Origin of the sequence: Janthinobacterium sp. (assembly GCF_031995485.1) — a bacterium.
In the GTDB taxonomy this organism is placed as follows: Bacteria; Pseudomonadota; Gammaproteobacteria; order Burkholderiales; family Burkholderiaceae_D; genus Janthinobacterium.
Window position 1 is genome coordinate 1 of sequence record NZ_DAMAGB010000031.1, and the last position, 17,029, is coordinate 17,029.

Genomic DNA, 17,029 nt, shown 5'->3' on the forward strand with positions numbered 1-17,029 from the left:
ACCTGAGCCGCTTTGCCGCCTACCTGCAACAGCTGGACATGGAAAGCAACGGCAAGCGCGTCACCAAGGACGGCCAGCCCGTCGGCGTGCCGACCGGCCCCGTGATCTGGGGTGACTGCGGCACCAATGCCCAGCACGCCTACTTCCAGCTGCTGCACCAGGGCACCGACATCACGCCGATCGACTTTATCGCCGCGCTGCGCGCCACGCACGACCTGCCGGGCCACCACGATGCCCTGCTGGCCAACTGCTTTGCCCAGTCGGAAGCGTTCATGACCGGCAAGACGGGTGACGAGGTCCGCGCGGATCTGCAGGCGCAGGGCTTGCCAGCGGATCAGATCGAAGCGCTGGTGCCGCATAAAACCTTCCCCGGCAACCGCCCGAGCAATACCATCCTGATGGACCAGCTGACGCCGTCCACGCTGGGCGCGCTGATCGCGCTGTATGAACACAAGACGTTCGTGCAGGGCGTGCTGTGGAACGTCAACAGCTTCGACCAGTGGGGCGTGGAGCTGGGCAAGGTGCTGGCCAAGAAAATCCAGGCCGAACTGACCGGCCAGGCCCAGCCGGAAGCACATGACAGCTCGACCAACGGCCTGATCGCCCTGGCGCGCGCAGCAAAGGCGGCATACTGATGAATATCAACGAAATCAAGGTCGTCAGCGACAAAGCCATGCAGGTGGGCGAATGCCCGCTATGGCATGAAAAGGAACAGGCGCTGTACTGGGTCGATATCGACGGGCGCGCCGTGCACCGCCTGCATCCGGACAGCGGCCAGCACATGCAATGGGACATGCCGACCGAACCGTCGGCGCTGGCGATCAATGCCGGTGGCGGCCTGATCGTGGCGCTGCGCAGCGGCTTTGCGCATCTCGACACGAATACGGGCAGCCTGGTGGAAATCGCCCCGGCGCCCTTCGACATGGCCACCACCCGCTTCAACGACGGCAAGGTGGATCCGAAAGGCCGCTTCTGGGTCGGCACGATCTTCGAGCCGCGCAACGCCCAGGCGGCGGAAATGTTTGTGCTGGAAAAGGGCAAGGTCCGCAAGGTGTGGTCGGGCGGCATGACGGTCTCGAACGGCCTGGGCTTTTCGCCGGACCAGCGCACCATGTACCACTCGGACACCACCACGCACCGCATCGACCGTTTCGATTTCGACGCGGCCACCGGTGCGATCTCCGAACCGCAGCCTTTCCAGCGCTTCGACACGGACAAAAAGGCGGCCGGCTATGGCGGGCGCCCCGATGGCGCCGCAGTCGACAGCGAAGGCAATTACTGGTCAGCCATGTTTGAAGGCGGCAAGATCCTGCGCTTCGCGCCCGACGGCCAGTTGCTCGGCGAAATCGCCGTGCCGGCCCGCTGCCCGACCATGATGACGTTTGGCGGCGCGGATTTGCGCACCTTGTATATCACCACCGCCAGCCATAACCGTTCCGCCGAAGAAATCGCTGCCTATCCGTTGACGGGGCATGTGCTGTCGGTGCGGGTGGATGTGGCGGGGCAGCCGGAAACCGCTTACCAGGCATGAAGCAATATCGCCAACGATGTTGTCGGATTACGGCGCTTCGCGCCTAATCCGACCTACGCATCCCCCACGGATCAGGCGTAGGTCGGATTAGCGCTTGCGCGTAATCCGACATGAGCCGACATGAGCCGCCAACAAAGTTGTCGGCTTACGAATCAGCGTGCCAATACCTTGCGGATGGTATCGGCCAGTTCCGCCGCCACGAACTTGGCCACATAGCCATCGGCGCCCACGCCCTTGACGTGGTCTTCGTTGGTCGAGCCCGTCAGCGACGAGTGGATCACCACCGGAATCGACGAGAAACGGCCATCGTTCTTGATATTGCGCGTCAGGGTAAAACCATCCATTTCCGGCATTTCCAGGTCCGTCAGCACCAGCGCGACCTTGTCTTTCGCGGTCTTGCCTTCGGCGGCTGCCTGGGTCGAGATCGCCTGCAGGCGCTCCCAGGCTTCCTTGCCGGTTTTGGTCATGATGAACGGCACGCCCATCGCTTCCAGGCCTTTTTCGATCAGCGAGCGGGCCAGCGCCGAATCGTCGGCGGCCAGGATCACCGAGCCGGCTGGCAGGTGCACCAGCGGGCCGATGCTGCTCTTGTCGACGTCCGGGTCGCCCGACGGCAGCACATTGCGCAGGATCTGCTCGACGTCAAGCACTTGCGCCAGGCGCGTCTTGTCGGTATCGCCGTCGAGGCGCGCGATGCTGGTGACCAGGCCGCCACCGACGCTGGACTCGGCCGACAGCACCTGGTTCCATTCGAGGCGCACGATTTCATCGACTTCTTCCACGGCAAACGCCTGCGTCGAGCGGGCAAATTCGGTGACCATCAGGATGCGCAGGCCATTGCTCTTGCAGCCGACCGCCATCGGCAGGTCGATCACGGGCACGATCTGGCCACGGATATTGACCACGCCCAGCATGTGCGGATGGGAACCGGCAACGGCCGTGATGGCCGGCATTTCCATGATCTCGCGGACCTTGAAGACATTGATGCCGAACAGTTCGCGGCTGGTGGAGTGGTCGCTGGTGCCGAGCTTGAACAGGAACAGTTCGAATTTGTTATTGCCTGTCAGGCTGGTGCGCTCATCGACATCTTGCTGCATTGAATTCATTGTTTCCCCTTGAGCCGTTTTTGTAACTTCTAAATATGTAGTCCGCCTTGCCGCGCGCTGTGCTGCCTGAATGCGTGATACGGTAACGTCGGAAGGCGGATTCGGGGCTTGGCCGACGTGATGGCGCAGTATTGATTGGAACGTCATTGACAACATGGTTGTCAGCGTTTTATCCGATTATACGGTCATTTTATTTCCCCAAAGTTACTTAAATCAGTCCGAAGGTCTTGCAGGCCATTTTCTTGACCTGCTTGTTGCTACAGCGCAAATCAGCAGCACCCGCGTGGCAAATTTCCGTTGCAACCATGGTGTTCCTGAAATGGATAAGCATGTGGCAAGTGCGGCGGCAGGCATATAATGCAACACTGGCTAGACCCAGTGTAATGTAGTAAAATTTCTTGCAATTGCCAGTTCTGCGTAGTAAATTTACACCATGAATTTATGACAGCGTCAGACTGCGGCAGCTCGCGGCGATACAAGGCCGGCGGCGCGCCTCTGCACTGACAGGTATCAGCACCCTCCCGACTCCGGCCCCTTTACTTTTGCGACGACATCATATTATGGCTCTTACCGATTTTGACCTGGTCCTGTTTGGCGGCAGCGGCGATTTAGCCATGCGTAAATTACTGCCTGCAATGTATGCGCGCGATGTCGCGAACGACTTGCCACCGACGGCGCGCATCATCTGCGTGGGCCGCCAGGACAGCGGCCAGGACGCCTTCCTGAAAATGGTCGAGACCAACTCGCGCCCGCATATCAAGGCCAGCACCCTCAACGCCGCCACCTGGAGCAAATTCTGCGCGCGCATCGTGTATGTCTCGCTGAACGCCAGCGACGCCGCGACCTATGCGCCGCTGGTCGAAGCGCTGCGCGGCGACGCCGAACTGACCCGCGTGTACTACCTGGCCACGCCGCCGCACCTGTTTGCGCTGATTTGCGACAACCTGGAAGAGAACGGCCTGGTTACGCCGAATTCGCGCGTGGTGCTGGAAAAACCGCTGGGCCGCGACCTGGCCAGCGCCAAGCAGATCAATGCCGAAGTGGGCAAGGTATTCCAGGAATCGCAGATCTACCGCATCGACCATTACCTGGGCAAGGAAACCGTGCAGAATCTGCTGGCCCTGCGCTTCGGCAATATCCTGTTCGAGCCGCTGTGGCGCCGCGAATGGATTTCCGACGTGCAGATCACCATCGCCGAAAAACTGGGCGTGGGCAACCGCATGGGGTACTACGACACCTCGGGCGCGCTGCGCGACATGCTGCAGAACCACCTGCTGCAACTGCTGTGCATCGTCGCCATGGAGCCGCCGACCTCGATCGCGCCGGACGCCGTGCGCGATGAAAAACTGCAGGTGCTGCGCTCGCTGAAAAAATTCACGCCGACCACGCTGGCGCAAAACATCGTGCGCGGCCAGTACCGCGCCGGCCACGTTGACGGCACCACCGTGCCGAGCTACCGCGACGAACCGGATGCGCCGCAACACTCGCGCACCGAGACCTTTGTCGCGCTGAAAGCGGAAATCGACACCTGGCGCTGGGCCGGCGTGCCGTTCTACCTGCGCACCGGCAAGCGCATGGCCGACAGCCTGGCCGAAATCGTGGTGCGCTTCAAGCAGATCCCGCACTCGATCTTCAACCAGCCGACCTCGAGCTTCCAGCCGAACTGCCTGGTGATCCGCCTGCAGCCGGACGAAGGCCTGCGCATGAACCTGATGGCGAAAACGCCTGGCGACGGCATGCGCTTGAAACCGGCCGAGCTGGAACTGGACTTCCGCGAATCGTTCAAGACCCCGCGCATGGACGCCTACGAGCGTTTGCTGCTCGACGTGCTGCGCGGCCAGCTGACCCTGTTCATGCGCGGCGACGAACTGGAAGCGGCCTGGGAATGGGTCGAACCCATCCTCGACAGCTGGGAACAGAACGACAGCGCGCCGATCCCGTACACGGCCGGCACCTGGGGTCCGGCCGCGGCCAGCGCGCTGATCGGCCGCGACGGCTTGCAGTGGCGTGAAGAAGCCCTTCCGGAAGACTGAGAGTGCTGCTCGACTCCATCCGCACCCAGCTCGATTCGCTCTCCAAGTCGGAGAAAAAAGTCGCGCTGGCGGTGCTGGAACAGCCGAACCAGACGGTCAGCCAGAACATCACGGCGTTGGCGAAAAACGCGCAGGTGTCCGAGCCGACCGTGGTGCGCTTTTGCCGCACGCTCGGTTATGACGGCTGGCACGAATTCAAGCTGCGCCTGGCGCAGGGACTGGCGCTGGCCATGCCGGGCGCCAACGAGCAGCCGGCCCAGGACGACCTGGCGGCCGACCTGGTCAACAAGATCTGCAGCCGCTCGATCAATACCCTGCTCGACTTGCGCAACAACCTGAACCCGGAAGCGATCCAGCGCGCGCTCGACATCCTGTCGCGCGCCAGCAAGATCGAATTCTACGGCCAGGGCACCTCGGGCATCGTGGCCGCCGACGCCCAGCACAAGTTCTTCCGCTCGGGCGTGCCGACGGTCGCCTACAGCGATCCGAACATCCACAGCATCGCTGCGGCCCTGCTGCGCGGCGGCGATGCGCTGGTGGCCATCTCGCAGCGCGGCAACAGCCCGGCCCTGGTGCGGTCCGTGAAACTGGCGCGCCGCGGCGGCGCCGACGTGATCGTGCTGGCGCCATCGGGCACGCCGCTGGCCGACCTGGCCACCGTGCTGATCCCGATCGACCTGGTGTTCAATACCGACCCGTACACGCCGATCTCGGCCCGCCTGGCTTACCTGGTGGTGATCGACGTGCTGGCCGTGGGCCTGGCGCTGCAACGGGGGCCGGAGTTCCGCAAGAAGATGCAGAATGCGCAAAAAGCCTTGCAGGAATTTGACATGCAGTTCGACTCGTTTATTGGCTGAGCGGTATAGTTCCGGAGCTAGCAGCGAAAATCCGGGGCCGGACCCGTCGGCTCTGACCCCGGCCTTAATTACTTTCAGTATAATCTCCAGCCATGAACCAACTAGAACAACTCAAACAGTACACCACCGTGGTGGCCGATACCGGCGACTTCCAGTCGATCCAGGCGTACACGCCGCGCGACGCGACCACCAATCCTTCGCTGATCCTGAAAGCCGTGCAAAAAGATGAGTACAAGCCGCTGCTGGAAAAGGCCGTGCGCGACCATCCGAATGCGTCGACCAGCGAGATCATCGACCGCCTGCTGATCGCGTTTGGCGTCGAGATTTTGCAGACCATTCCCGGCCGCGTCTCGACCGAAGTCGATGCGCGCCTGTCGTTCGATATCGACGGCACGGTGGCCAAGGGCCGCGACCTGATCGCGCTGTATTCGAACGCGGGCATCCCGCGCGAGCGCGTGCTGATCAAGATGGCCTCCACCTGGGAAGGCATCCGCGCCGCCGAGATCCTGGAAAAGGAAGGCATCCGCTGCAACATGACCCTGCTGTTCTCGCTGGCGCAGGCAATCGCCTGCGCCGAAGCGGGCGCGCAGCTCATTTCGCCGTTCGTCGGCCGCATCTACGACTGGTACAAGAAATCGACCGGCATCGACTACATGGGTGCGGAAGACCCGGGCGTGCAGTCGGTCAAGCGCATCTACAACTACTATCGCAAGTTCGGCTACACCACCGAAGTGATGGGCGCGAGCTTTCGCAACACCTCGCAGATCCTGGAACTGGCCGGCTGCGACCTGCTGACCATCAGCCCGGACCTGCTGCAAAAGCTGGCCGACACGAATGCGCCGGTCGAGCGCAAGCTGAGCGCCGAAGCGGCGCCGGGCGCCAGCATCGTCAAGATGTCGCTCGATGAAAAATCGTTCCGCTTCATGATGAACGAAGACGCAATGGCGACCGAAAAACTGGCCGAAGGCATCCGCGCCTTCTGCGTCGATACGGGCAAGCTGAAACAGCTGATTTCGGCCCTGCGCTAAGCTGCAGGCCGGATAAAAAAGCGGCGCCGTGCACATTGCACGGACGCCGCTTTTTTTATGCCCGGACAACTCAGGAGCAGCGGAACGTCGCCACGCCCTGGTAGTTGGCGCCATTGGCCAGCGTGACCTTGTAGCCGCCGATCACCAGATAGCTGCCCGTGACGGCGCCCTCGCCCAGCGCCAGCAGCATGCCGGTGCTGCCGCCCAGGAAACCGCCTGTCATCGCCGTCGATGCCGGCACGGAAACGGGACCGGCGCCGCTGATGCGGCCGGCGCTACCGCCAGCGGTGGCGTCGACCGTCATCGCCAGCGCGGCGCCGGCGGCGCCGAACGACAGAGTCGCGCTGCCGCTGGCCGTGCCGAAATAGGCATCCTGGCCGATTACGCTGCCGCCCGTATAACTGGGCGCGGTAAAGCTGCCGGCATCGCAGGCCAGGCTGCCGCTGGCAGGCAGCGCGGCCACCGTCTTGTAGACCGTGTAGTGCGCGCTGGCGTTATTGCCGCTCAGGACGGTGGCGCCGGTACTGCCGGTCATGGTGCCGGCAAACCAGCGCCCCTGGGCAAAGCTGGCGTCGCCGCTGATCTCGCGCGTGATCGCAGGGTTGCCCGTAAAGGTGGTGCCGGCGATGGCGCTCAGCGCGCCGGTGCTGCCTTGCGTGACCGTTGTCAGCGGCCCGGTGCTCTGGCTGGCGACGGCCAGCAGCAGGTAGCGGCCAGTGGCGCTGCTGGCAAATGGCATGCTGACGCTGCCCGTGTCGCCGCTGGCGGGAGGGCTGACTGGCGTGACCGGCGTAACCGGGGTGACAGGGGTGACAGCGGGATTGCTGTCCGAAGACGAGGAGCCGCCGCCGCAGGCGGCCAGCAAGGTGGCGAGCATCAGGGTGCTCGGGTACAGGTAGCTTGTGCGCATGTATACGTGGTCATCTTTCTGAAGGTGTAGACAGGCATGGCGGATGCACTGATCTTTCTGCCATGATTGATCGTCGGATAATAGTAAAAAGCGGCAAGATTTGTCGCACGCCTGATCCGCCTGCTGGGGCTACAATGGAAAACCATCCACCTGCCGCGAACCGCACCATATGTCGTCCAGCACCTCCGCCATTACCATCCGCCTGGGCCGCCGCGCCCGCGCGCGCATTGCCGACCAGGGCCTGCGCGCGCTTGATATCGCCATCGTGCCGGCCGCCGCCGGCGGACCGAAAGGGCTGATCCTGCACCAGCTCGACTGCTGGCTGTTCGGCGACTTCCTGCCGCGCGCACCGCGCCGGCGCCAGTTCATCGGCGCCTCGATCGGCGCCTGGCGCATGGCCGCCGCCACCTTTGCCGATCCGGTCGCCGCGCAGCGCCGCCTGGTGCACGAATACGTGGGCCAGCGCTACCCCGACAAGCCCAGCCCGGCCCATGTCAGCCGCACCTGCCGCGCCCTGCTCGACGCCATGCTCGACGGCCAGGACGCGCAGCTGCTGCAGCATGCGCAGCACAGCCTGGCCGTGCTGGCGGTGCGCGGCATCGGTGGCCTGGCGGTGCCGGGCGCGTGGCGCGACCGGCGCGGCTTTTTGCTGGCGGCGGCCGGCAATGCGGTGGCGCGCGCGCGTCTGGCCGCATCGCTGGAGCGCGTGGTATTTCATGCCGGCCCCGATGGCGCGGGCTGGCTGCGCTCGCGCTTCGACGCCTTCAATGGCCACTTCGTGCCTTTGGCGCAGGACAATCTGCGCGACGCGCTGCTGGCCTCGGGCTCGATTCCGCTGGTGCTCGACGCCGTCACGGACATTGCCGGCGCGCCGCCCGGACGCTACTGGGACGGCGGCCTGGTCGACTATCACCTGCACCTGCCCTACCAGCGCGAGCCGGACCTGGTGCTGTATCCGCACTTTGCCGACCATCTGGTGCCGGGCTGGCTGGACAAGGCCATGCCGTGGCGCCGCGTGCGTGGCGACGATGGCGCGCTCGACAACATGATCCTGGTCTCGCCCTCGCCCGCCTTTGTCGCCAGCCTGCCCAACGGCAAGCTGCCCGACCGGCGCGACTTTCCCCATTACGGCCAGGACCACGCGGCCCGCATCCGCGACTGGCGCCGGGCGATCGCCGAAAGCGAGCGCATGGCCGCCGCCTTTGCGCGCTGGGCCGAGCAGCCGGACCTGCGCCAGGCGCTCGACCTGCACGCCTGAGCCAAAAACAACACCGCGCCCGCAGCGCACCGCGCCGGTGCGGTTTTCATACCAACAGTCATTTTTGCATGGTAGGATTTGCGCACCGCCACCCTCTTTTCTGGACTCAAGGCATGGCGTTTTCGACGCTTTTGTTTTCTTGTCAGCATTTCCGGGCCTTACCCCCGCCTTGTGTTTTATCCCGGCCAGTCACCGGTCAGCGCGCCAGCGATCCCTGCCGCGCAGCGTCATGCCTCTGTAGCATTTCACCCTGAAAATGCTTTACTCATTAGCGTAAAAGGCACCATGAACACTCTCTCGAATATCCGCATCGGCGCGCGCCTGGCGATCGGCTTTGCCGTGGTGCTGCTGCTGGCCATCGCCTGCACCTCGTTTTCCGTGATCAGCGCCTGGGATAACGCCAAAGCCACGCGCGCCATGATGGAAAAGCCGCTGGCCAAGGAGCGCCTGACCTCCGACCTGTACCTGCTGATCTATTCGGCCGTCGAGCGCACCACCCTGATCGCCAGGAGCACCGATGAAACGCTGTCGGTGACGTTTGCCGACGCGATCGCGGCCGGCACCAAAAAGGGCGGCGGCCTGCTGAAACAGGTGGAAGGCATGCTCTCTGGCGAACAGGAAAAGGCCGCGTTTGCCGCCGTGATGCAGGTGCGCGGCGTATACCAGGAAGCCAAGCAGGCGGTGATGGCGGCCAAAAAAACCGGCCAGGCCGCTGATGCGGAGCGCGCCTTTACGCAGCAGTACATGCCGGCCGCCGAAGCCTACCAGGCCCGGGTGCAGGGCTTCCTGGCCCAGCAGCGCCAGGCCATCGACGAGACGGCGCGCGCCATCGAACAGGCCAATGCGCGCAGCCTGAACCTGACCCTGGTGCTGGGCGTGCTGATGATCGTCTTCGGCAGCCTGTGCGCGTGGCTGATCACGCGTTCCATTACCCAGCCGCTGCAGGCAGCCATCGAGGTGGCCACCACCGTTGCCACCGGCGACCTGCGCACGCAGTTCGGCAGCGCCACGCGCGATGAAGTGGGCGACCTGATGCGCGCATTGAAAGGCATGAACGATGCGCTGACCAATGTGGTGTCGGAAGTGCAGACGGGCACCCATGCGATCGCCACGGCGTCTTCCGAGATCGCCGCCGGCAACCAGGACCTGTCGTCGCGCACCGAACAGCAGGCCAGCTCGCTCGAAGAAACCGCCTCGTCGATGGAAGAGCTGACCTCCACCGTGAAGCAGAACGCCGACAATGCGCGCCAGGCCAACCAGCTGGCGCTGTCCGCGTCGGAAGTGGCGGAACGGGGCGGCGGCATCGTGAACCAGGTGGTCGACACCATGGGCGCCATCGATGCGTCGTCGAAGAAAATCGTCGACATTATCGGCGTGATCGACGGCATCGCCTTCCAGACCAATATCCTGGCGCTGAACGCGGCGGTCGAAGCGGCGCGCGCCGGCGAACAGGGACGCGGCTTTGCGGTGGTGGCGACCGAAGTGCGCAACCTGGCGCAACGCTCCGCCAGCGCCGCCAAAGAAATCAAGAGCCTGATCGACGACTCGGTGGCGCAGGTCAACGGCGGCAGCCGGCTGGTGCAGCAGGCCGGCAGCACCATGAACGAGGTGGTCGACAGCGTGCGCCGCGTTACCGACATCATGGCCGAAATCACCTCGGCCAGCGCCGAGCAGAGCATGGGTATCGACCAGGTCAACCAGGCCATCGCGCAGATGGACCAGGTCACGCAGCAGAATGCCGCGCTGGTGGAAGAAGCGGCGGCGGCCGCCGAAAGCATGCAGGACCAGGCGGCGCGGCTGGCGCAGGTGGCCGGCGGCTTCAGGCTGGAACAGTCGCTGGCGGCGCCGGCAGCGGCACCGGCGCGGCCGCGTGCGGCCGTGCCGGCACCCCAGGCCGCGCGCAAGAGCCTGGCAAAACCGGCCCTGCCGGCGCGCCCGCCCGCTACCCGCAAGGCACCGGCCATGCCGGCCGGCGAGCAGGACTGGGAAGAGTTCTGACGGCACATTGACAGTGGCGCAGGCGCCGCCGATACTGGTTTGCAGGTGGCACGGGCGCACCACCTCGCAGAGTTCTTCCCGGCGCCCGGCATCGTCTTGCGGGAGCCGCGACCATGAACGCTTTGATCAGCCATCTGCTCGGCCACTTGCGCCTGCTGCCGCTCATGCTGTGCGCCGCGCTGGCCGCCTGCGGCACCACCCCATCGGCGCCGCCCCCATCCGAATTGTTCAACGACGCCAGCTTCAGGGCGCCCGCCGCCCCGGTCGATGCACGGCTGGCGCTGGCGCCGAGTCCGGCCATGCGCGAGTATGTGCGGGTCGACCTGTCACGCGCGGCGCGCAGCAGGAATCCGCGCCGTGCGCTGGCCATGACGCTGTATGACAAGGCCGGCCTGAAACTGGAATACGAGGCCAGCATGACGCGCACGGCGGCGCAGGCGTTTGACGCGCGCAGCGGCAATTGCCTGTCGCTGGTGCTGATGACGGCCGCGCTGGCGCGCGAGATGGGGCTGGAAGTTCAATACCAGACGGTGCTGGGCGAAGAAAGCTGGAGCCGCGACGGCGACACGTATTTTGTCGCCGGCCACGTCAACCTGGTGCTGGGCCGGCGGCTGGGGCAGAACGCCGACAGCTATGACGCCGACGCCTCGCTGCTGATCGATTTCCTGCCGGCCGAAGACCTGACGGGCCAGCGGACGCGCCTGATCAGCGAGTCCACCATCCTGGCCATGTATCTGAACAACCGTGCGGCCGAGACCATGGCCGGCGGCGACCTCGACCAGGCTTACTGGTTTGCCCGCGCCGCCATCGTGCAGGAGCCCTCGTTTGCCGGCGCCTTCAATACGCTGGGCATCATCCAGCTGCGCCACGGCGATCTCGATGCGGCGCAGCGCACGCTGGCCCATGCGCTCGAACGCTCGCCGGCCAATACGGTGCTGCTGTCAAACCTGGCGCAGGCGCTCGACAGGCTGGGCCGTGGCAGCGAAGCCCGGCTGCTGCGCAGCAGGCTGCTGGCGCTGCAGCCCGAGCCGCCGTTCCATTTTTTCAACCTGGGCCGGCTGGCCATGCAGCAAGGCGACTACCAGGGTGCGGCGCGCCTGTTCCAGCGCGAGATCGCGCGCGATCCCGACTACCATGAATTTCACTTCTGGCTGGCCAAGGCCCATGCGCAGCTGGGCCAATGGCCGCAGGCCGGCAGGCAGCTGGAACTGGCCATGCAGAGCAGCACCCTGCGCGGCGACCAGGCGCTCTACGCCGGCAAGCTGCAGCGATTGCGCGCCGCCGGCGTACAGTGATTACTCTTCCAGGAACATCTGCTGCAGGTCGTTGAGAAAACTCAGGCCCAGCTCGGTGGGCCGGATGATCTGGTGATCGCGGTACAGCAGGCCCTTCGCTTCGGCCGCATTGAGCGGCTGCTCGATGGCGTTCAGCGCCAGGCCGGTGCGTTCGGCGAACAGGTTCGGCGCAAAACCGCCCGTCAGGCGCAGGGTGTTGAGCATGAATTCAAAACCCATTTCCTCGCGCGCCAGTTCGCGCTCTTCCTGCACCGGATTGCCGTTGCGTACCGCATCCATGTAGGCGCGCGGCTGCTTGTAGCGGGCCTGGCGCAGCACGCGGTGCGGGAACGAGATCTTGGTATGGGCGCCGGCGCCGATGCCGAGATAGTCGCCGAACTCCCAGTAATTGCGGTTGTGGCGCGCCTGCCGGCCCGGCTGGGCATAGGCCGACACTTCATAGCGGCCATAGCCCGCCTCGGCCGCGCGCGCGGCCACCATGTCGGCGATATCGGCGCTGTCGTCGTCGTCGGGCAGCACCGGCGGATACTTGGCGAACAGGGTGTTCGGCTCCAGCGTCAGGTGGTACAGCGACAGGTGCGGCGGCGCGAACGACAGCGCCGTCTCCAGGTCCGCCTGTGCCTCGGCCAGCGTCTGCGACGGCAGCGCGTACATCAGGTCGAGATTGAAATTGTCGAAATGCGCATGCGCGATTTCCACCGCGCGGCGCGCCTCGCTGTCGTCGTGGATGCGGCCCAGCGCTTGCAGGTGGCGGCCGTTGAAACTCTGGATGCCGACCGACAGGCGGTTGATGCCGCTGGCGCGGTAGGACTTGAATTTTTCCGTCTCGAAGGTGCCGGGGTTGGCCTCCATCGTGATTTCGCAGTCCGGCTCCAGCGGCAGCAGGGTGCGCACGTCCGACATCAGCCGGTCCAGCCCCGCCGCCGACATCAGGCTGGGCGTGCCGCCGCCGATAAAGATGGTGTGGATCCTGCGGCCCCAGATCAGCGGCAGCGCCATTTCCAGGTCCAGCCGCAGCGCCGCCAGGTATTCGTCTTCCGGAAAGCCCTGTTCCTGGCGTACCTCGTGCGAATTGAAGTCGCAGTACGGGCATTTCTTCACGCACCACGGAAAATGGATGTACAGCGACAGCGGCGGCAGGGCCGTCAGGTTCAGGGCGCCCGGTTGCAGGTACTTGAGTGCCGCGCCGGCCGCGCCGGAAATGCCTTCCTGCGGCGCGGGCGCATGGGCGGGCTTGCTGCCGGGCCGGGCGATGCTGCCGGCGACTTTGATCGGGATCATCGCAGTTTCTCGACCAGCACGCGCAAGGCCTGGCCGCGGTGCGACAGGGCGTTCTTTTCCGCGGAAGTGAGCTCGGCCGCGCACTTGCCCAGGGCCGGGATATAAAAGTGCGGATCGTAGCCGAAGCCGCCCTCGCCGCGCGGCGTGGCGATCATTTCGCCATGCCAGCGCGCATCGGCGATCACCGGCTGCGGGTCGTCCGCATGGCGCACATACACCAGCACGCAGTAGTAATAGGCCGACTTGTCGGCGTGCGGTTCGAGGTCGGCGATCAGTTTGGCGCTGTTGGCCGCGTCCGACTTCGGCTCGCCCGCATAGCGCGCCGAATACACGCCCGGCGCGCCGCCCAGCGCATTGACGCACACGCCCGAATCGTCGGCCAGTGCCGGCAGGCCGGTCAGGCGCGACGCGTGGCGGGCTTTCTGCAGCGCGTTTTCGACAAAGGTATGGAACGGCTCGTCGGCCTCCGGCACGCCGTACTCTCCCTGGGCGTGCACGGCAAAGCCGATGGTCGAGAGCAGCGTGTCGAATTCCTTGAGCTTGCCGGCGTTGTTGGAGGCGAGGATGAGGCGTTGGGTCATGTCAGTGGTCCGTGCAGTGGTCCGTGTAAAGTGCCGACATTGTAAACCTTTTGCGCGCCCCTCACCTTCGGCCATTACAGGCCCAGCGCCTGCTTTTGCAGCCTGACCAGGTCGGCGATGCCGCCCTGCGCCAGGTCCAGCAGGCGGTTCATGCCGGCGCGGTCGAACGCGGCGCCTTCGGCCGTGCCCTGCACTTCGATGAAGTGGCCCGCTTCCGTCATCACCACGTTCATGTCGGTGTCGCAGTTCGAGTCTTCCACGTAATCGAGGTCGAGTACCGGCATGCCCTGGTAGACGCCGACCGAGATGGCGGCGACAAAGCTTTTCACGGGAATCGCCGTGATCGCGCCGCGCGCCTGCAGCTGCGCAAACGCGTCGTAGGCGGCCACCATGGCGCCCGTGATCGAGGCCGTGCGCGTACCGCCGTCGGCCTGGATCACGTCGCAATCGAGGTGCAGGGTGCGCTCGCCGAAGGCCTGCAGGTCGAACGCGGCGCGCAGCGAGCGGCCGATCAGGCGCTGGATTTCCTGGGTGCGGCCAGACTGCTTGCCGCGCGCCGCTTCGCGGTCCATGCGGGTGTGGGTCGAACGGGGCAGCATGCCGTATTCGGCTGTCAGCCAGCCCTGTCCTTTGCCCTTCAGGAAGCCCGGCACCTTGTCTTCGATGCTGGCGGTGCAGATGACTTTGGTGTCGCCGCACTCGATCAGCACCGAGCCTTCGGCATGCTTGGTGTACTGGCGGGTGATGCGGATGGCGCGCAGCGCGTCGACGGCGCGGCCGCTCGGGCGGGATTCAAATGTCATGGAGTGTCCTGTAGGGTTGGAATGCGGCAGCGATTTTAACACCGCGCGCCAGCAAGAATGCCGCCGCCAGCGCGCCGCTGATCTGCTTAAAAAGCAACACGTACACGATCCATACATTCCTGCCCCGCCAGATACAATTTTATTTACAATGCCGTAAAACACGCAATATTGAGCAATGATCAGCAACGGACGGCATACCACGCCCGGATAACACTGTTTTTCCGGTGCGGGCGGTCTTGCCTGCGCTGGCTGATTAAGTGTATAAGTGACTGTATACAAGACCAAATCGGGGAATCCTTTGAGCATTTCAAGCATGACAGGCTACGCGGTTGCCACCAGCGAAGGGGCTGCAGGCACGTTGACAATTGAAATCAAGAGCGTCAATTCGCGCTTTCTCGACCTGCAATTCCGTATCAACGACGATTTGCGCACGCTCGAGCCTGACTTGCGCGCCGCCGTCATGTCCGCCATCACGCGTGGCAAGGTGGAAGTACGACTGAGCTTTGGCCGCAAGGCCGCCACCGCCGGCACGCAGGCGCTGAACCTGCCCCTGCTGGCCGAGCTGGCACGATTGCAAGCGGAAGTGGGCCAGCATTTCGTCTCCGCGCCGGTCATGTCGGTGGCCGAACTGCTGCGCTGGCCCGGCGTGATCGAAGAAGCGCAAGTGGGCCAGGAGTCCTTGCAGGCCGACGTCAGCGCGCTGACCCGCCGCACGATTGCCGCCTTTGTCGACAGCCGCAAGCGCGAAGGCGCGGCGCTCGAAGCGGTACTGATTGCCCGCATCGAAGCGATGGAAGCCATCGTCAAGCGCATTACCCCCCTGATTCCGCAAGTGGTGGCGGCCTTCCAGCAAAAAGCCATCGAGCGCATGCAGGACGCGCTGGGCCTGGCCAGCCAGGGCTCGAACTCGGCGCTGTCGCGCCAGGATGCGATGGAACGCATCCGCCAGGAAGTGATCCTGTACGGCATCCGCATCGACGTGTCGGAAGAACTGGCGCGCCTGTCGGCCCACCTGGGCGAGACGCGCCATATCCTGACCAAGGGCGGCCAGGTGGGCAAGCGCCTGGACTTCATGATGCAGGAACTGAACCGCGAAGCGAACACGCTGGGCGCCAAGGCCTCGGTCAAGGAACTGGCCGACGCCTCGATGGACCTGAAGCTGCTGATCGAGCAGATGCGCGAACAAGTACAGAACCTGGAGTAGGCGATGCGCATGGCCGGCAAGTGGATGTTTATCGGCGCGGCGCTGGCATCGGCCGCCCGGGCCCAGGGTCCTGCTGCGCAGCCGCCATCGCCGTACGCCATCGAAGCGTGCGCGGCCGGCTGCGTGCCGCTCAAGGAACGGGGCGCCTCGATTTATGCGGGCGTCGACGCGGCCTCCTACCGCCTGTGCTCGCGCACCAGCCTGGGCGTGGAAGTGTCGGTCGACGGCGCCGTCGTGCGCATCAGCAACCGCGACTGCACCGACGTCAATGGCCGCGCCATCGTGCTCAACAGCGGCGAGATCGTATTCGGCAGGCTGCCGCGCTAGCCAGGCTTGCCGCGCCGGCGCAACAGCGTCCATCGAAATTGATGACCAGCAAGCCCCGGTCTTGGTAAAATACCGCCCCCGGGCGCTGTCGCACAAGGAAAGCGCCGACCTCACACGCTATATGGAAAGATCCCGCATGAGCCACCCTACCGCCTTCTCTGGCAGCCTGTTCGTGGTCGCCGCCCCTTCCGGCGCCGGCAAATCGACGCTGGTCAACGCGCTGCTGGCGCAGGAACCGGCCATCAAACTGTCGATCTCGACCACCACCCGCGCCCCGCGCCCTGGCGAAGAGCACGGCCGCGAATACTATTTCACCAGCGCCGAGGACTTCATTGCGCGCGCCGACAAGGGCGAGTTCCTGGAGTGGGCCGAAGTGCACGGCAATTACTATGGCACCTCGCGCATCATGGTCGAGCAGCAGATGGCGGCCGGCACCGATATTCTGCTGGAAATCGACTGGCAGGGCGCGCGCCAGGTGCGCAAGCAGTTCCCGCGCGCGGCCGGCATTTTCATTTTGCCGCCATCGATCGATGCGCTGGAAGAGCGCCTGAACAAGCGTGGCCAGGACGAGCCGCACGTAATCACGCGCCGCCTGCTGGCGGCCGGCGGCGAAATCGCACACGCGCCAGAGTTCGAATATGTTATTATCAATGAAGAGTTTACGGTCGCTTTGTCCGAACTGAGCGCGATCGTGAGAGCGGCCCGTTGCCGGTTTGCGCAACAAGCGGCCCGCAACGCCTCGCTTTTCGCCCAACTGGGCCTGCATGCGGAGTAGGCTTTCCGCCCGCTCTTTCATCGTGCACCACAGTTCACACAG

16 protein-coding genes and 1 pseudogene are annotated in these 17,029 nt (G+C 64.7%); 12 read left to right on the forward strand and 5 right to left on the reverse strand.

Translation table 11 applies throughout. The features are described 5' to 3' along the window. Positions 1 to 635, forward strand: a pseudogene (locus tag RTQ46_RS16845) (glucose-6-phosphate isomerase); the annotation flags it as partial. Next, the gene (locus RTQ46_RS16850) at positions 635 to 1,531 is read left to right on the forward strand and encodes an SMP-30/gluconolactonase/LRE family protein (protein WP_312438319.1); all 897 of its coding nucleotides are present in this window, start codon (positions 635 to 637) and stop codon (positions 1,529 to 1,531) included. The pseudogene RTQ46_RS16845 and the gene RTQ46_RS16850, both read left to right, overlap by 1 nt. A 152-nt stretch (positions 1,532 to 1,683) precedes the next feature. Here RTQ46_RS16850 and RTQ46_RS16855 read toward each other — a convergent pair whose 3' ends face one another. Continuing rightward, positions 1,684 to 2,637, reverse strand: coding sequence for a chemotaxis protein (locus RTQ46_RS16855; protein ID WP_312438321.1), 954 nt, complete (start codon positions 2,635 to 2,637; stop codon positions 1,684 to 1,686). 154 nt (positions 2,638 to 2,791) lie between these two features. On the opposite strand from RTQ46_RS16855, the gene RTQ46_RS16860 reads away from it, so the two are divergent. From RTQ46_RS16860 to tal, 4 genes are all read left to right on the forward strand, one after another. Next, the gene (locus tag RTQ46_RS16860) at positions 2,792 to 2,995 is read left to right on the forward strand and encodes a hypothetical protein (protein WP_312438322.1); all 204 of its coding nucleotides are present in this window, start codon (positions 2,792 to 2,794) and stop codon (positions 2,993 to 2,995) included. A 202-nt stretch (positions 2,996 to 3,197) separates the two neighbouring features. Beyond that, positions 3,198 to 4,670 (forward strand): glucose-6-phosphate dehydrogenase, encoded by a 1,473-nt coding sequence (gene zwf / locus RTQ46_RS16865; RefSeq protein ID WP_312438324.1) that lies wholly within the window; start codon positions 3,198 to 3,200, stop codon positions 4,668 to 4,670. Positions 4,671 to 4,672: 2 nt separating this feature from the next. Next, positions 4,673 to 5,527 (forward strand): SIS domain-containing protein, encoded by an 855-nt coding sequence (locus RTQ46_RS16870; protein ID WP_312438326.1) that lies wholly within the window; start codon positions 4,673 to 4,675, stop codon positions 5,525 to 5,527. Between the two features lie 92 nt (positions 5,528 to 5,619). Next, entirely contained in the window at positions 5,620 to 6,555 is a 936-nt protein-coding gene (gene tal / locus RTQ46_RS16875) for a transaldolase (RefSeq protein ID WP_312438328.1), read from the forward strand. A 70-nt stretch (positions 6,556 to 6,625) separates the two neighbouring features. Here the strand turns inward: tal and RTQ46_RS16880 are convergent, their stop codons facing one another. Further along, positions 6,626 to 7,465: a hypothetical protein gene (locus RTQ46_RS16880; RefSeq protein WP_312438330.1), complete on the reverse strand. Its 840-nt coding sequence runs from the start codon at positions 7,463 to 7,465 to the stop codon at positions 6,626 to 6,628. Positions 7,466 to 7,634: 169 nt separating this feature from the next. On the opposite strand from RTQ46_RS16880, the gene RTQ46_RS16885 reads away from it, so the two are divergent. From RTQ46_RS16885 to RTQ46_RS16895, 3 genes are all read left to right on the forward strand, one after another. After that, on the forward strand, positions 7,635 to 8,723 hold the full coding sequence (locus RTQ46_RS16885; protein WP_312438332.1) for a patatin-like phospholipase family protein: 1,089 nt from the start codon (positions 7,635 to 7,637) through the stop codon (positions 8,721 to 8,723). A gap of 285 nt (positions 8,724 to 9,008) precedes the next feature. Continuing rightward, positions 9,009 to 10,721 carry a methyl-accepting chemotaxis protein gene (locus RTQ46_RS16890; protein WP_312438333.1) on the forward strand — a complete coding sequence of 571 codons (1,713 nt, stop codon included), beginning with the start codon at positions 9,009 to 9,011 and terminating at the stop codon, positions 10,719 to 10,721. A gap of 113 nt (positions 10,722 to 10,834) precedes the next feature. Further along, positions 10,835 to 12,016: a tetratricopeptide repeat protein gene (locus tag RTQ46_RS16895; protein ID WP_312438335.1), complete on the forward strand. Its 1,182-nt coding sequence runs from the start codon at positions 10,835 to 10,837 to the stop codon at positions 12,014 to 12,016. Here the strand turns inward: RTQ46_RS16895 and hemW are convergent, their stop codons facing one another. The 3 genes from hemW to rph all read right to left on the reverse strand — a co-directional run bounded on the left by hemW (position 12,017) and on the right by rph (position 14,681). Continuing rightward, the gene (hemW, locus tag RTQ46_RS16900; RefSeq protein ID WP_312438337.1) at positions 12,017 to 13,297 is read right to left on the reverse strand and encodes a radical SAM family heme chaperone HemW; all 1,281 of its coding nucleotides are present in this window, start codon (positions 13,295 to 13,297) and stop codon (positions 12,017 to 12,019) included. It abuts the gene before it with no gap. Further along, positions 13,294 to 13,878: an RdgB/HAM1 family non-canonical purine NTP pyrophosphatase gene (gene rdgB, locus RTQ46_RS16905; protein WP_312438338.1), complete on the reverse strand. Its 585-nt coding sequence runs from the start codon at positions 13,876 to 13,878 to the stop codon at positions 13,294 to 13,296. The genes hemW and rdgB overlap by 4 nt, the downstream gene beginning before the upstream one ends. A 74-nt stretch (positions 13,879 to 13,952) precedes the next feature. Next, on the reverse strand, positions 13,953 to 14,681 hold the full coding sequence (gene rph, locus RTQ46_RS16910) for a ribonuclease PH (RefSeq protein WP_312438339.1): 729 nt from the start codon (positions 14,679 to 14,681) through the stop codon (positions 13,953 to 13,955). Between the two features lie 313 nt (positions 14,682 to 14,994). Between rph and RTQ46_RS16915 the strand changes: the two genes are divergently transcribed. The 3 genes from RTQ46_RS16915 (at position 14,995) to gmk (ending at position 16,987) form a co-directional block, all read left to right on the forward strand. Continuing rightward, a complete protein-coding gene (locus RTQ46_RS16915; protein WP_312438340.1) occupies positions 14,995 to 15,885 on the forward strand; it encodes a YicC/YloC family endoribonuclease in 891 nt (296 codons plus the stop codon). 9 nt (positions 15,886 to 15,894) lie between these two features. Further along, positions 15,895 to 16,212, forward strand: a complete 318-nt coding sequence (locus RTQ46_RS16920) for a hypothetical protein (protein ID WP_312438341.1) — start codon at positions 15,895 to 15,897, stop codon at positions 16,210 to 16,212. Between the two features lie 136 nt (positions 16,213 to 16,348). Continuing rightward, positions 16,349 to 16,987 (forward strand): guanylate kinase, encoded by a 639-nt coding sequence (gene gmk, locus RTQ46_RS16925; protein WP_312438342.1) that lies wholly within the window; start codon positions 16,349 to 16,351, stop codon positions 16,985 to 16,987. Positions 16,988 to 17,029: the final 42 nt, after the last annotated feature.

Bases quoted from the DNA above. Each gene is read 5' to 3' on its own strand.
- tal (WP_312438328.1), top strand. From the start codon at position 5,620: ATGAACCAACTAGAACAACTCAAACAGTACACCACCGTGGTGGCCGAT.
- gmk (WP_312438342.1), top strand. From the start codon at position 16,349: ATGAGCCACCCTACCGCCTTCTCTGGCAGCCTGTTCGTGGTCGCCGCC.
- RTQ46_RS16895 (WP_312438335.1), top strand. From the start codon at position 10,835: ATGAACGCTTTGATCAGCCATCTGCTCGGCCACTTGCGCCTGCTGCCG.
- RTQ46_RS16915 (WP_312438340.1), top strand. From the start codon at position 14,995: ATGACAGGCTACGCGGTTGCCACCAGCGAAGGGGCTGCAGGCACGTTG.
- RTQ46_RS16885 (WP_312438332.1), top strand. From the start codon at position 7,635: ATGTCGTCCAGCACCTCCGCCATTACCATCCGCCTGGGCCGCCGCGCC.
- RTQ46_RS16860 (WP_312438322.1), top strand. From the start codon at position 2,792: ATGGTTGTCAGCGTTTTATCCGATTATACGGTCATTTTATTTCCCCAA.
- RTQ46_RS16920 (WP_312438341.1), top strand. From the start codon at position 15,895: ATGGCCGGCAAGTGGATGTTTATCGGCGCGGCGCTGGCATCGGCCGCC.
- rdgB (WP_312438338.1), bottom strand. From the start codon at position 13,878: ATGACCCAACGCCTCATCCTCGCCTCCAACAACGCCGGCAAGCTCAAG.
- RTQ46_RS16855 (WP_312438321.1), bottom strand. From the start codon at position 2,637: ATGAATTCAATGCAGCAAGATGTCGATGAGCGCACCAGCCTGACAGGC.
- hemW (WP_312438337.1), bottom strand. From the start codon at position 13,297: ATGATCCCGATCAAAGTCGCCGGCAGCATCGCCCGGCCCGGCAGCAAG.
- RTQ46_RS16850 (WP_312438319.1), top strand. From the start codon at position 635: ATGAATATCAACGAAATCAAGGTCGTCAGCGACAAAGCCATGCAGGTG.
- RTQ46_RS16890 (WP_312438333.1), top strand. From the start codon at position 9,009: ATGAACACTCTCTCGAATATCCGCATCGGCGCGCGCCTGGCGATCGGC.
- RTQ46_RS16880 (WP_312438330.1), bottom strand. From the start codon at position 7,465: ATGCGCACAAGCTACCTGTACCCGAGCACCCTGATGCTCGCCACCTTG.
- zwf (WP_312438324.1), top strand. From the start codon at position 3,198: ATGGCTCTTACCGATTTTGACCTGGTCCTGTTTGGCGGCAGCGGCGAT.
- rph (WP_312438339.1), bottom strand. From the start codon at position 14,681: ATGACATTTGAATCCCGCCCGAGCGGCCGCGCCGTCGACGCGCTGCGC.